Consider the following 13,018-nt stretch of genomic DNA (forward strand, 5'->3'; position numbering starts at 1 on the left):
CCTCCCCCTAATGACGATGCCGATACCTGACAAACTCCGACCCGTAGACCAGCGCCAGGTTATCCGGGGCTAGGGCCACATCGGGGGTGCCCTGGCACCGGATAGAGCGGTTGAGGCAGAGGACGCGATCGCAGTGCTTCCTAACCATATCGAGGTCGTGGGAAATTTGCAGGATGGCCCAGCCCTGGTCTTGTTTGAGCTGGTAGAGGAGTTGGTAAAACTCCGATTCGCCGCGGGCGTCGAGACCAGCGGGGGCTTCGTCGAGGATGAGCAGGCGGCGGGGGCGCACCAGGCAGTAGGCCAGCAGCGCCCGTTTCATTTCACCGCCGGAGAGGCTGCTGATGGGCTGGGGGCCGAGGTGCAGGGCATCGACTCGGGCGAGGGCCTGGCGAACGGCGCGGCGGCGGGGGGTGCGATTGGCCCAGGGCAGCTTCAGGCCCAGGTCATCCCAGCCCAGGGCCACCAGTTCGTTGACGGTGATGGGGATGCGGCGGTCGAACAGAAAGTTTTGGGGCAGGTAGGCAATCTGCTGCCGCACCTGGGCCGGTAAACGACCCTGACGGCTAAGGGACTGTCCCAGCACAAACACATCCCCCGCCCGCCGGGGCAGGATGCCCAGGATGGCCTGGATCAAGGTACTTTTGCCAGCCCCATTGGGGCCAACGATGGCAGCGTCGGTGCCCTCGGCCAGGGCAAAGGACACCTCCTCCACGGCGGGGTAGGTATCGCGGTAGACGGTCAGCCCGTCTACCAGCAGAACGTCAGGGTTCAAGGGCACCCCTCCTAAAACCGCAGGCCCACGGGCTGGGGCAGCAGCGCTAGGGGTTGGGTAGGCCATACCGGCAGCCACGACTGCTGCTGGTTAAACGACTCAAAAGAGGCGACAAGGTTGGCGGCATTTTGGCGCATGGCATTCAGGTAGTACTCCGGTTGCACAGCCTCCGGGCCACCCACTTCAATCGGGTTGAACAGGCCCACGTCCACGCCCAGGTCGTTAGCGACTGCCGCAAAGCTATCCTCCCCTGCCGACGGTTCCGTCATAATGGCCTTCAGGTTGGAGGCTTGCACCGTGTCCATCACCCGTTTGACATCCTCGGGGGAGGGGTTGATGGCAGGCACATCCACCAGAAATTCGGTTTCAAGCCCGTAGCTCTCGGCGAAGTAGGGGGCAAAGTCGTGGAATACTACGAAGCTCTGGCCGGTAAAGGGCGCTAGTTTTTCCGCAATCTCGGCATCCAGCGCCTCTAGCTCAGCAATGAAGGCTGCCGCGTTGGCGGTGTAAATTTCCTCCCCTTCCGGGTCCACCGCAATCATGCCGTCGCGAATGTTCTCCACCTGCTGAATCGCCCGCTTGGGGTCGAGCCAGATGTGGGGGTTGAATTCGCCGTGGTGGTGGTGATGGTGCCCCGCCTCGGCGTGGTCGTGGCTGTGGCCATGATCGTCGTGGGCATGATCATGGCCGTGGTCATGGTCGTGGCTGTGGCCATGACTGTGGTCATGGCTGTGGCCGTGGCTGTGGCCGTGGTCTTCATTGGCCAGCACCGCAATACCCTCACTCGAATCGATCATCACTAGATCCGGGTTCTCGGCATTGGCAATCAGGTCGTCTAAAAAGAACTCCATCTCCAGGCCATTCTTCACCAGCACGTCAGCATTGGCCAGCGCCTGCACATCCGCAGGCCGCGCCTGAAAATCATGGGGGTCCACATTGGTCGGCATCAGGGGGATGACCTCGGCGCGATCGCCCACCACCGCATTGGTAAACTGCGTGATCGGCAAAATCGTCGTCATCACCGTCAGGTCAGTGGCCTCCACCGCCCCACCAGGGGCATCGGTCTCACTAACCTCGGTAGGGCCAGTGCCGCAGCCCCCCAGGGCGATCGCCACAGAGGATGCAAACAATAGGGCTGTTCGGCGGAAAGGGAAGAAGGTTGGCATGAGGGTCTCCTAGGTTGGGTGGATGGGTGGGCGGGTAGGGGGTGGATGGGTAGGGGGTGGATGGGTAAGGGGGTGGGCGGGTGGATGGGTGGATGGGTAAGGGGGTGGATGGGTAGATGGGTAGGCGGGTAGGGGGTAGGTAGATTGCGTAGACTCATGCACTCATCCACCCATCCCCTCATCCCCTCATCCCCTCATCCCCTCATCCACCCATCCCCTCATCCCCTCATCCCCTCATCCACCCAAAACTCTCGCCACATCCCTGGCAAAATACGTCAAAATCACATCCGCTCCGGCTCGCTTGATGCTGGTTAGGGTTTCGAGGACGACGGCTTGCTCGTCGATCCAGCCTTGGGCGGCGGTGGCTTTGACCATGGCGTATTCGCCGCTGACGTTGTAGGCGGCGATGGGCAAGTTGGTGTGCTGCCGGATGCGGCGGATCACGTCCAGGTACGCGAGGGCGGGTTTGACCATGACGATGTCGGCCCCTTCGGCGATGTCGAGATCGACTTCCTTGAGGGCTTCGGCAGCGTTGGCGGGGTCCATCTGGTAGGTCTTTTTGTCGCCAAATTTGGGGGCGCTTTCCAGGGCGTCGCGGAAGGGGCCGTAGTAGGCGGAGGCGTACTTGGCCGAGTAGGCGAGGATGCCGACGTTGATCCACCCCTCGGCGTCGAGGGCTTGGCGAATGGCCCCAATCCGGCCATCCATCATGTCGGAGGGGGCAACTATGTCGGCTCCGGCTTCGGCGTGGGCCAGGGCTTGCTTGACCAGGACGGCTACGGTTTCGTCGTTGAGAATTTCGCCATCCTCCACAATGCCGTCGTGGCCCATGCTGCTGTAGGGGTCGAGGGCAATGTCGGTAATCACCAGCAGTTGCGGGAAGGCCTGCTTGATGGCGCGCACGGCTTGGGGAATCAGCCCATCAGGGTTGTAGCTTTCGGTACCGGCGTTGTCTTTTTGCTCGTCGGGGATGAGGGGGAAAAGGGCGATCGCCCCAATGCCTAGCCTCACGATCTCCTGCAACTCCTCCAGCAGCAGATCCAGGGAATAGCGGAAGCACCCAGGCATGGAGGGCACTTCCTGCCGCTGCCCGCTGCCCTCCATCACAAACATGGGGTAAATCAAGTCATCTACAGTCAAACGGGTTTCGCGCACCATACGACGTAGCCCCTCTGTCCGGCGTAGGCGGCGGGGGCGATGCACCAGGGGTTTTGGGGGAACCGCCCCAACCTGCCGGGCTGGAGCCTCTGCAATCTCTGGAGTAGGGGTCGGTGGGGGAGACAAAACCATAGCCTTGCAATATGATAATGATTATCATTCCAGGTTATCTTAGCCTATCTTGCTATGGATCGCGACCCTTTTGCCAAAGAAATCGGTGCGGTGGTGTCTACCGCTACTCCCCCACCCCGTCTGACCCCTGGGCAGCAGGCTGTGTTGGCGGCCCTGCGGCAGCAGCCCCAACCGCTCTCGGCCCAGGCGCTCCATGGAGTGATGGGCACCCAGCGCCCGATCGGGGTGGCCACGGTTTACCGAGCGCTGGATGCCCTCAAACTGTTGGGGCTGGTGCAGCACCGGGTGACTTTGAGTGGGGAAACGCTCTACAGTGCGGTGGAGCACGACCACCACTACCTCACCTGCTTGCAGTGTGGGGTTTCGGTACCAGTGGAGACCTGCCCAGTGCAGGAACTGGCGGCGCAGCTCCAGGGCACTGGCTCATTTCGGATTTACTACCACACGCTGGAATTCTTCGGCGTCTGCGATCGCTGCTCTTGACCCCCTACAGGACGGGTTGACTGGAAAAATTCAGGTGGTAGAAGTACTTTGTATAGGCTTTTTCAAGGCAGTTGCGGTACGCTTTGGCGCGGCGCGGTTGTGGAACACTCATACGCCCATCCCTGTCATAGGCAATATTCGAGCACAAGCCGCCATCACAAGCTGCGAGTCCAGCAAGGAATAGAGTAATGACCGGCAAAATTCTCTTAAAACTGTTGACCGTTCCCGCTATTGCCGGGGCCATTGTGGCAATGGGATTTTTGGGCTTGGCCAACAGAAACCCATCCCCGCAGCTTTATACAGGCACCACAGCGGGGTCTGAGGTGGCGTCCTGCGGAGTGTCGGCGGAGCCTGGGTCAGCACTGCGAACGCTCCACGGCAACACGTTAGTGGCCTCCGCCACTGGAATCCCGATCCCAACGGGAACCCAAAACCAGCCCGACGACTATGAATTTGACGTCAACTTTAGCGCTGCCGAGAGCGATGCCGCCGTCGCCCTGTTCGGCTGCGATTGCCCAGCCTGCCTCAACGCCCTACAGCAACTCCGCAACCAACCCCCCACTCCCCAGGTATTCACCAGCCGTCGCCTCGGCCCCAACAATGGCCCCGCCGCCACCAATCCCGCTCTGTTTGCCAGCCGCCAACCCTCTGCCTTAGGAGCCACCCCCAAGTCCGCCGTCCCTGCTGTAGGCCAAGCCGCTATGGCTGACCCCGTTCAGAGCCACTGCTGGGTCAATCTCCAGGAGCGCAACACCCCCGCCCAAATCCAGGCCGTACTGCAAACCCTAGAAGCCGAAGAGGCAGGAGCGAGGTAGGGAAGGTGTTTGGTGAGTGGATGGGTGGATGGGTAGATGGGTAGATGAGGGGATGGGTGGATGAGTGAAAACCACCTGTTCACCAACATTTACCCTATCCCCAACTCATCTACCCCCTACCCGCCCACCCATCCACCCCGTACCCATCCACCCGCCTACCCATCCACCCGCCTACCCATCCACCCGCCTACCCATCTACCCAAATCCCTTCCCCGCCAACACCTGCCCCCACACCATCACCTCGCCCCCACAGCCCCCTGCTGCCAGGTGCTTTCCCTGGGGCGACCAGGCCAGGGTTGAAAATCCGTCCGCTGCGCCTTCCAGAATTTGGGCGGCCTGGGCGGCGTTCTGCCATAGACAGACCCAGCCGTCCTCGGAGGCGGAGGCCAGTAGCTTGGACTGGGGCTGAAAGGCGATTGCCCGCACCGTCCCATTGTGCAAATCCAGCACGTTAGCGGTCCAGCCCTCGGCTTCACCTTCGGCCTTAGCCCACACCACCACGCCCTCGGCGCTGGCCGACGCCAGCAACGGCGCATTTCCCTGGGCCTTGACCGTAGACCAGGCCAACTGTCGCACCTTGCCCGAAAAGCCTTGCATTTGCCAGGGGTAGGGGTTGTCCCAGGCCCACACCAGCAGGGTGCGATCGTTATTGCCCGAGGCCAGATACTGACCGTCGGGGGAGATGGCGATCGCCCCGCTGGCCCCACCGGTTTCTCGAATCAGCGGATCATCATCCCAAGCCCCTCGTCGCCAGGTCTTCACGCTCTGGTTGCCCGCCAACAGCAAAGCGTCACCGCTGGGGTGCCAGGCCAAGTCCAGCACCGACGACGCCTCAAAGTTCAGCGTCGTCACTACCGCTTGCCCTGCTGCATCCCATACCTGGGCATAGCGCCCCAGTCCCACCGCCAGCTCTGGTCGGTGCGGATGCCACTGCAAGCAATCCACCCACACCCTAGCATTTTCTAGCTCAGTCACTAGCGTCGGCGGATCGCCTGCCATCGACCAAATTCTCACAGCGCCATCCTGCCCCCCTGCCGCCAAAAACTGGCCATCAGCCGAGACGGCGATCGCATCCACCGACAAGCCCTGCTTTGCTTGCAACGCCACCGATCTCCCTGTCCTGGCGTCAAACAGCACCACTTCTCCTGCCGCCGAGCAGGCCACCAGCCGACAGCCGTCGGGCAGCCATGCGATCGCGGTCACATAGTCAGCGAGGAGAGTTTGCCAGGTGGGGGAGAGGATGGATTTGGGCATGGGAAAAAGGTGGATGGGTGGGCGGGTGGATGGGTAGGCGGGTCGCGGGTGAATGGGTTGGGGTAGGGCGAGTGTTAGTGAACAGGTGGTTTTCACTCATCCACCCATCCACCCATCCACCCATCCACCCATCCACTCATCCACCCCTTCACGCCGCCAAACACCCCCTAAACGACTCCTCCAACCCCATTTCTTCCAAATTCCGCCCGATAAACACCAGCTCATTTTTTCGAGTTTCATCAGGTCGCCAGGGGCGGTCTTGGCGACCGTCAAACAGCATATGTACACCCTGGAAGACGAAGCGGCAGTCTTCTCCTGCGATGTTGAGGATGCCCTTCATGCGAAAGATGTCGGGGCCGCGATCGCGCAACAGTGCCCCCAGCCATTGGTTCAGCTTGTCGCCGTTCACTTCGCCCGCTTCCACCAAGGCAATGGAGCCGACGGTTTCGTCGTGTTCGTGGGCGGTCTCGTTGAGAAATTCGGGGTCAATCTGGAGGGCATTGCCCAGGTCAAAGGCGCTGACGCCGAGGATGGCATCCATCTCCACCTGGGCGTCACGGGTGCGGTAGATTTTGGCGATCGCGTTCATGCCGCGAATCCGCTCTTCTAAAGCGGTTAGCTCAGCTTCGGTCACCAGGTCAATTTTGTTGAGCAAAATCACGTCGGCAAAGGCAATCTGCTCGATCGCTTCGTCGGCCTCCCAGTGCCGAGCAATGTGGGCCGCATCCACAACAGTTACCACCGCATCCAGGCTGGCCTGGGTCTGCACCTCGTCATCCACAAAGAAGGTTTGAATTACCGGGGCGGGGTCGGCCAGGCCCGTGGTCTCGATCACCAGGTGGTCAAACTTGTCGCGGCGCTTCATCAGGTTGCCGATGATGCGGATCAGATCGCCGCGCACGGTGCAGCAAATGCAGCCGTTGTTCATCTCAAAGATTTCTTCGTCGGCGTCGATTACCAGTTGGTTGTCAATGCCCACCTCACCAAACTCGTTGACGATCACCGCCACTTTCTTGCCGTGCTCATGGGTGAGGATGCGGTTCAGCAGCGTGGTCTTGCCCGCACCTAAATAACCCGTGAGCACCGTAACCGGAACCGAATGCAGAGTATCAGCAGCAACCATAGCAGACCTCCAGTATGAACGATAATCATTTTCAAATTATAAGTGGGGGTTAGGGGTTAGGGATTAGGTGCCGGGTGTCAGGAAGACCTAATACCCGATACCCGACACCCGACGCCCAATACCCGATACCTTCCTTATCCCTCCAAATGCTCTTGGAAAAACGGCATTAGGCTCTCCAGCACTGCTTTGGGACATTCTTCATGGGGTGCCAGGGAACCAGGAACGATGGCCCATTGCACTTCGGCCATTGCGTTTAGCATCTCCATTTCGGCCTTGGACTTGGGTGGGGTATGCTGCCCGGCGATCGCTAGTTTGGGCACCGGAGTCGCTTCTACTAAATCCAACCAGTCGGTGCGCCGCTGCACCGGGTCGAGCCCACCCGTGACAAACGCTGCCGAGGCAAATCGGGCTCCCTTCGCCTGGGTCGTGTGGTGCTTGGCCCGCATCAGGTCGGGGGTAATGAAGGCAGCCTCGCTGTAGACGTGGCGGCCCATCATCCAGCGCAGGAAGGCCGGGTGGGCATTGAGCGCATACAGCCCCTGGCCCAGCAGCGGCGACCACACCAGCCAGCGCAGCGCCGTGTAGATCCGCCGCCATTCCCCCATGGCCGTGGGTAGGGGGCCGCGCCAGGTGGGGGCTACCAGGGCGATCGCCCGCAACCCTGCCACTTCTCCCGACCCTGCCAGCTCCAGAGCATAGCCCGCACCGTGGCCGCAGGCCACAATCGCCGCCACCTCCGGCACCATATCTTGCACAAAGTCCCTCAGCATCGCCCGGTAGATCGCTGGCCGACTGCGCCAAGCCGGTCGCGCCGACTCCCCAAACCCCAACCAATCCAGGGTGATCACCCGGTAGCCCCGAGCCAGCTCCACCGCCAGCCCATCCAACTCAGCCCGCGTTGAAATGCTGCTAAACGCTGGCAGCAGCAGCAGCGTCTGCCCCGCTCCCCGCCCGTCGTAGGCAATGGACGCCTCCCGCCCCTGCCACCGCCAGCCGTAATACCGCATCCCATCCCCCACCTCAGCCGCCAACCCACCCAGCACCTCAGCCACAGCAATTCCTCCCCCAAAGTATTTCGATAATGATTATCATTGTAAGCCGGTGTTAGGTGCCGGATATCAGGCGTCAGACCAACCCACCCCTACCCCTCCCAGGAGGGGATTCCGAAACCCAATACCCATCCACCCTCCCACCCATCCACCCTCCCACCCATCCACCCTCCCACCCATCCACCCCTTCACACCCCCCATGCCCCCCTCCACCGACATTGCCATCATCGGCGCTGGCCCCCAAGCGCTCACCCTGGTCACTCACCTGCTGCAAAAGAAAGCCGCCCTGCGGAACCGCTTTGTGGTGATCGACCCCGCCGGGGAGTGGCTGTGCCAGTGGCACCACCAGTTTGCGGCCTTTGAGATTCCCCACCTGCGATCGCCCGCGGTCCACCACCCCGACCCCCACCCTTCTGCCCTGCGCACCTTCGCCGAGGGGCGGCCCGATGAACTGTTTCCCCCCTACTCGTTGCCCAGTACCTCCCTGTTCCGAGACTTCTGCCAGTCGGTGATTCAGCGGTGGGATTTGACCCATCGGGTGATGGCAGGGACGGTCCAGCATCTGGAGTTGTGTCAGGGGTTGGGACGGCAGCGGTTTCGGCTGGGGTTGGCGGATGGACGGCAGCTTTTGGCCCGGCGGGTGGTGCTGGCGATCGCCGGTGGCATACCCCAGATCCCGGACTGGGCGCGGCAGATTCCCCAGACTTACCCCAGCGATCGGCTACGGCACTCCAGCCAGATCGACCTGCGCGGGCTCTCCCTGGCGGGCGAGCAAATTTTGATTGTGGGCAGCGGCCTGACCAGCGGCCATCTGGCTGCGGGAGCCGTGGCCCGCGGTGCCCAGGTGATCCTGATGGCGCGGCGGCAGTTCTACGCCAAGCTGTTCGATGCCGAACCAGGCTGGCTGGGTCCCAAGTATCTCAAAGGATTCCATGCCGAAACCCGTTGGCACCAGCGCTGGCAGATGATTCAGCAGGCCCGCAACGGCGGTTCTGTCACCCCAGCCATGCTCCTGCACCTGCGACGGCTGGAGCGCCAGGGCCAGATCACTTTCTACGAACAGTGCGAGGTGCAGCGGGCGGAGTGGAAGGGCGACGCCTGGCGGGTGCACTGTAGCACCGGAGCCGAGCACGACTGCCTCACCCACCTGCCAATCGATCGGATCTGGCTGGCCACCGGCAGTCAGCTGAATGTGGAGCACTGGCCCCTGCTGGCCGACCTGCGGGCGAATTATCCCGCTGAGATTGTCGACGGGTTGCCAGTTCTAGATCATCACCTGCGCTGGCCGGGGTGCAATCTGTTTGTCATGGGCGGGGCTGCGGCGCTGCAACTGGGGCCAGTGGCGCGGAACTTGTTTGGGGGTCGATTGGCGAGCGATCGCATTGTGCCCGCCCTGGTCAAACCGCGTATCAGAGTGCCTCGCACAACCACAGTGTGACAACGGGCGGAAACGTAGCCTGCAAGGTCTTTCTCAACACAGGGGAATTGCACCACCCGGTTTAAATGACCTGCCGCACTGACCAGCTATAACCGCGAGAAACCGACTCAAGGCGCTGGCAGGATTCAGGTGACTATGCTCGGGCAGTGGTGCTCCTTGTGCTTTGAGAAACAGCTCTAGAAGGGCTTTTAGGCTTTGGCGTTGGTAGGCACTCGGCATCCGGTCCAACAGTTGGTAGATTAGCTCTTGGGCGTGGGCAAGCATCGTCATGGTCCTTGCTGTCTATACGTTTCACGCCCTTTTCTCGCCTCCCTCCAGCCAAGGTGCAAGATCTGAGTCGGGTAAAGTACATCGAGATGATCCCCTCTGCCCCCCTAAGGTGGGTACAGCGTGAACCAATGACCTCTGTAAAACTGGAATGCACTCCGCAAGCCAACCGCAGAGCGCATTCCAGCGTTACACTAGCCACCGGGCAATTTTAGAGAACCGAGCCATGAACCAGGCGGCAGACGAAACCACCATCGCCAGAGTGCAAACCCTCAGAGCACAGCTGCAGGCCGCCAGCTATGCCTACTACGTCCTTGATGCCCCCGACCTGCCCGACGAGGTGTACGATCGCCTCTACCGCGAGCTGCAAGACCTCGAAGCCGCCCACCCCGACCTCGTCACCCCCGACAGCCCTACCCAGCGCGTCGGCGAAAAGCCCGCCACCCAGTTCACCTCCGTTCGCCACAACATCCCCCTCTATAGCCTGGAAAACGCCTTTGACCTGACCGAGTTTCGCGCCTGGGAAGACCGCTGGCGCAGACAGGCCCCCACCGTGGGCAAGGTTGAGTATGTCGCCGAACTCAAAATCGACGGCAACGCCCTCGCCCTCACCTACGAAAACGGGGTGCTGGTACGCGGCGTCACCCGGGGCGACGGCGTTTCGGGCGAAGACATCACCCCCAACGTGCGCACCATTCGCTCTATCCCCCTGCGGCTGAACACCGACACCCCGCCCCCGGTGGTCGAGGTGCGCGGTGAAGCCTTCCTGCCCCTGGACGTGTTTGAGCAGATCAACGCCGAGCGGGAAGCTCGCGGCGAAGCGCTCTTCGCCAACCCCCGCAACGCCGCCGCCGGTACGCTGCGCCAGCTTGACTCCCGCATTGTCGCCGCCCGTCGCTTAGATTTTTTCGCCTACACCGTGCATTTGAGAGATGAGGAGATGAAGGAGAAAGAGCACCCCTCATCCTCCTCACCTTCTTCATCCTCCTCACCTTCCCCGTCCACCCCACCTTCCCCATCCCCCTCACCTTCCCCATCCTCCCAATGGGCCGCCCTCGACCTGCTCCAGACCCTCGGCTTTCGCGTCAACCCCAACCGCCAGCTCTGCCAGTCTGAAACCGAGGTGCAGGCCTACTTTAATGAGTGGGACACTAAACGAGCCCAGCTCTCGTACCTCACCGACGGCGTGGTGGTAAAGCTCAATGATTTTGCCCTGCAGCAGCAATTGGGCTTTACCCAGAAGTTTCCCCGCTGGGCGGTGGCGCTCAAGTACCCCGCCGAGGAGGTGCCCACCCTGCTGGAAGCCGTCAGCTTTCAGGTAGGGCGCACCGGGGCAGTCACCCCCGTGGCCGAGCTGCGCCCGGTGCAGCTCGCCGGAACCACCGTCGCCCGCGCCACCCTGCACAACGCTGACCGCCTGGCCGAACTCGACATTCACCAGGGGGATACGGTGATTGTCCGCAAGGCCGGGGAGATCATCCCCGAAGTGGTGCGGGTGCTGGGTGAGCTGCGGCCCGAGCACGCCACCAAAGCCACCATGCCCACCCACTGCCCCCAGTGCGCCAGTGCCCTGGTCAAGCCCGAGGATGAGGCCGTGACCCGCTGCATCAATAGCTCCTGCCCGGCGATCGTCCAGGGGGCAATTATCCACTGGGCCAGGCGGGATGCCCTCGACATTGAGGGGCTGGGCGAAAAGTGGGTGAAGCAGCTGGTGGAGCAGGGGCTGGTGCAGTCGGTGGCCGACCTCTACGGGCTGACGGTGGAGGCCCTGCTGCCGCTCGATCGCATGGGGCAGAAGTCGGCCCAAAATCTGGTGGACGCGATCGCCGCCTCCAAAACCCGCCCCTGGGCCTCGGTGCTCTACGCCCTGGGCATTCGCCACGTGGGCACCGTCAACGCCAAAACCCTGGCCCAGCACTTTCCCACAGTGGCGGCCCTGGCGACCGCCAGCCCCGATGAAATTGAAGCCGTCCACACCATTGGCCCCGAGATTGCCCAGGCCGTGTTTCAGTGGTTTCGGGTGCCCGCCAACCAAACCCTGATCGATCGCCTCCAGCGAGCGGGTCTACAGCTTGCCGCCAGTCCCGAGGAACAGGCCCAGCTAGCCCCTGGTCCCCTGGCGGGCAAAACCTTCGTGCTGACCGGCACCCTGCCCACCCTCACCCGCCCCGAGGCCAGCGCCATTATCGAAGCCGCCGGGGGCAAGGTCACCAGCAGCGTCAGCAAAGCCACTGACTATCTGGTAGCGGGGGAAAAGGCCGGGTCCAAGCTGACCAAGGCCGAAACCCTGGGCATCGCCATTCTCAGCGAAGCGGAGCTGGTGGCGATGGCAGGTCCACAGACTGCTTAATTAACCCAGGAAATATCGTCTGAATTGGGCTGGGCTGGGGTTTCTGCTGGGGGGGCTGCAACCGGCCCGGGGGGGCTGGGCTGGGCCGAGCCCGCTGGGCTGACGCGATCGCCCTCCGACCGCTTCCGCTTCATAAAGATCGAGGCTGCGGACTCCTCCGGGGCCAGGGATTGCAGAAACCAGTCCAGGGTCTCCTGGGAGAGCCAGCCGCGCAAAACCGCCAGGGCCCCAATTCTCAGCCCTGCCTGCGCCTGCTCCCGCAGCAGGGCGTCTACCTGGTGAGCATCCAGCAGCCCCGCCTGCTGAAAGTAATAGCCGATGGGATTGTCTCGCCCCCCTGCCACAAGCTGCGGCCACTGTTCTGCAAAAAAATCAATGGCGTCGCGCTTGACCCAGCCGCGCAACTCCAGAATGTCGCCAATTCTCAAATCCGGTTGCCACTGCTGATCCTGCAGCACCACCTGGAGCTGGGCTGAGGAGAGCAACCCCGCCCGCTGCAACAGTTCGCCAAGGGGTCTGGTTTGAGTCTGGGCTGGCATAGCTAAGCACTGTATACCTATAGACTATACCCTTGTACCAGAAAACTCTAAAACCGTAGGTTTTTGGTAAACGTTTCAGAAGCTAAGCCTCCTTGCAGGGGTAGGCCCTCAGGATGCAGAGCCGCACCAGCTGGGCCAAACCCTACGGTCCTATTGACCCAGCCTGGCTTTAACCATCGCGAGATATTTTTTTCTGTGCCTATCCACCAAAAATCCCCCTTTATTCGGAAATAAAGAGGGATTCTTAGTTCAAATATTTACTGTTTGGTCATCACACCCTTGCAGGCCGGAAAACCCTAGGCCCGTTTGACAAAATTCATGATCAGCGAAATTACGAAAATGGCCAGGAAAATGTAGAACAAAATTTGAGCAATGCCGGCAGCACCAGCGGCTACACCGCTAAAGCCAAAGAAGGCAGCAATCAAAGCTACAACCAGAAAAATCAGCGCGTAGCGTAACATGGGGGGTCTCC

12 protein-coding genes are annotated in these 13,018 nt (G+C 61.6%); 4 read left to right on the top strand and 8 right to left on the bottom strand.

The features are described 5' to 3' along the window. Positions 1 to 7: 7 nt before the first annotated feature. From NF78_RS03405 to hemB, 3 genes are all read right to left on the bottom strand, one after another. Positions 8 to 772 (bottom strand): metal ABC transporter ATP-binding protein, encoded by a 765-nt coding sequence (locus tag NF78_RS03405; RefSeq protein WP_035988593.1) that lies wholly within the window; start codon positions 770 to 772, stop codon positions 8 to 10. Positions 773 to 783: 11 nt separating this feature from the next. Next, complete coding sequence (locus NF78_RS03410; protein ID WP_263970538.1) at positions 784 to 1,902, bottom strand: metal ABC transporter solute-binding protein, Zn/Mn family; 1,119 nt, start codon at positions 1,900 to 1,902, stop codon at positions 784 to 786. Between the two features lie 270 nt (positions 1,903 to 2,172). After that, positions 2,173 to 3,228, bottom strand: coding sequence for a porphobilinogen synthase (gene hemB / locus NF78_RS03415; protein WP_035984883.1), 1,056 nt, complete (start codon positions 3,226 to 3,228; stop codon positions 2,173 to 2,175). A gap of 54 nt (positions 3,229 to 3,282) precedes the next feature. On the opposite strand from hemB, the gene NF78_RS03420 reads away from it, so the two are divergent. Both NF78_RS03420 and NF78_RS03425 read left to right on the top strand, forming a co-directional pair. After that, a complete protein-coding gene (locus NF78_RS03420) occupies positions 3,283 to 3,711 on the top strand; it encodes a Fur family transcriptional regulator (RefSeq protein WP_081972490.1) in 429 nt (142 codons plus the stop codon). A 188-nt stretch (positions 3,712 to 3,899) separates the two neighbouring features. Continuing rightward, the gene (locus NF78_RS03425) at positions 3,900 to 4,526 is read left to right on the top strand and encodes a hypothetical protein (protein ID WP_035984885.1); all 627 of its coding nucleotides are present in this window, start codon (positions 3,900 to 3,902) and stop codon (positions 4,524 to 4,526) included. Between the two features lie 195 nt (positions 4,527 to 4,721). On the opposite strand, the gene NF78_RS03430 is transcribed toward NF78_RS03425, so the two are convergent. From NF78_RS03430 to NF78_RS03440, 3 genes are all read right to left on the bottom strand, one after another. Further along, a complete protein-coding gene (locus NF78_RS03430) occupies positions 4,722 to 5,780 on the bottom strand; it encodes a WD40 repeat domain-containing protein (RefSeq protein ID WP_035984887.1) in 1,059 nt (352 codons plus the stop codon). 148 nt (positions 5,781 to 5,928) lie between these two features. Then, positions 5,929 to 6,903: a CobW family GTP-binding protein gene (locus tag NF78_RS03435; RefSeq protein WP_035984888.1), complete on the bottom strand. Its 975-nt coding sequence runs from the start codon at positions 6,901 to 6,903 to the stop codon at positions 5,929 to 5,931. A 134-nt stretch (positions 6,904 to 7,037) separates the two neighbouring features. Then, positions 7,038 to 7,955 carry an alpha/beta fold hydrolase gene (locus tag NF78_RS03440; RefSeq protein WP_052049717.1) on the bottom strand — a complete coding sequence of 306 codons (918 nt, stop codon included), beginning with the start codon at positions 7,953 to 7,955 and terminating at the stop codon, positions 7,038 to 7,040. A gap of 196 nt (positions 7,956 to 8,151) precedes the next feature. On the opposite strand from NF78_RS03440, the gene NF78_RS03445 reads away from it, so the two are divergent. Beyond that, positions 8,152 to 9,390, top strand: a complete 1,239-nt coding sequence (locus NF78_RS03445; RefSeq protein ID WP_035984890.1) for a SidA/IucD/PvdA family monooxygenase — start codon at positions 8,152 to 8,154, stop codon at positions 9,388 to 9,390. 493 nt (positions 9,391 to 9,883) lie between these two features. Then, on the top strand, positions 9,884 to 12,007 hold the full coding sequence (gene ligA / locus NF78_RS03450; protein WP_035984891.1) for an NAD-dependent DNA ligase LigA: 2,124 nt from the start codon (positions 9,884 to 9,886) through the stop codon (positions 12,005 to 12,007). On the opposite strand, the gene NF78_RS03455 is transcribed toward ligA, so the two are convergent. Continuing rightward, entirely contained in the window at positions 12,004 to 12,546 is a 543-nt protein-coding gene (locus NF78_RS03455; RefSeq protein ID WP_052049720.1) for a hypothetical protein, read from the bottom strand. The two genes, ligA and NF78_RS03455, sit on opposite strands and share 4 nt — an antisense overlap. A 296-nt stretch (positions 12,547 to 12,842) precedes the next feature. Beyond that, positions 12,843 to 13,007 carry a DUF1328 domain-containing protein gene (locus NF78_RS28935; protein WP_035984893.1) on the bottom strand — a complete coding sequence of 55 codons (165 nt, stop codon included), beginning with the start codon at positions 13,005 to 13,007 and terminating at the stop codon, positions 12,843 to 12,845. Between the last annotated feature and the right edge of the window lie 11 nt (positions 13,008 to 13,018).

Source organism: Leptolyngbya sp. KIOST-1, from assembly GCF_000763385.1.
Lineage (GTDB): Bacteria > Cyanobacteriota > Cyanobacteriia > Phormidesmidales > Phormidesmidaceae > Nodosilinea.

Coding starts and splice junctions, on each gene's coding strand:
- NF78_RS03430 (WP_035984887.1), bottom strand. CDS start 5,780: ATGCCCAAATCCATCCTCTCCCCCACCTGGCAAACTCTCCTCGCTGAC.
- hemB (WP_035984883.1), bottom strand. CDS start 3,228: ATGGTTTTGTCTCCCCCACCGACCCCTACTCCAGAGATTGCAGAGGCT.
- NF78_RS03435 (WP_035984888.1), bottom strand. CDS start 6,903: ATGGTTGCTGCTGATACTCTGCATTCGGTTCCGGTTACGGTGCTCACG.
- NF78_RS03445 (WP_035984890.1), top strand. CDS start 8,152: ATGCCCCCCTCCACCGACATTGCCATCATCGGCGCTGGCCCCCAAGCG.
- NF78_RS28935 (WP_035984893.1), bottom strand. CDS start 13,007: ATGTTACGCTACGCGCTGATTTTTCTGGTTGTAGCTTTGATTGCTGCC.
- ligA (WP_035984891.1), top strand. CDS start 9,884: ATGAACCAGGCGGCAGACGAAACCACCATCGCCAGAGTGCAAACCCTC.
- NF78_RS03420 (WP_081972490.1), top strand. CDS start 3,283: ATGGATCGCGACCCTTTTGCCAAAGAAATCGGTGCGGTGGTGTCTACC.
- NF78_RS03425 (WP_035984885.1), top strand. CDS start 3,900: ATGACCGGCAAAATTCTCTTAAAACTGTTGACCGTTCCCGCTATTGCC.
- NF78_RS03455 (WP_052049720.1), bottom strand. CDS start 12,546: ATGCCAGCCCAGACTCAAACCAGACCCCTTGGCGAACTGTTGCAGCGG.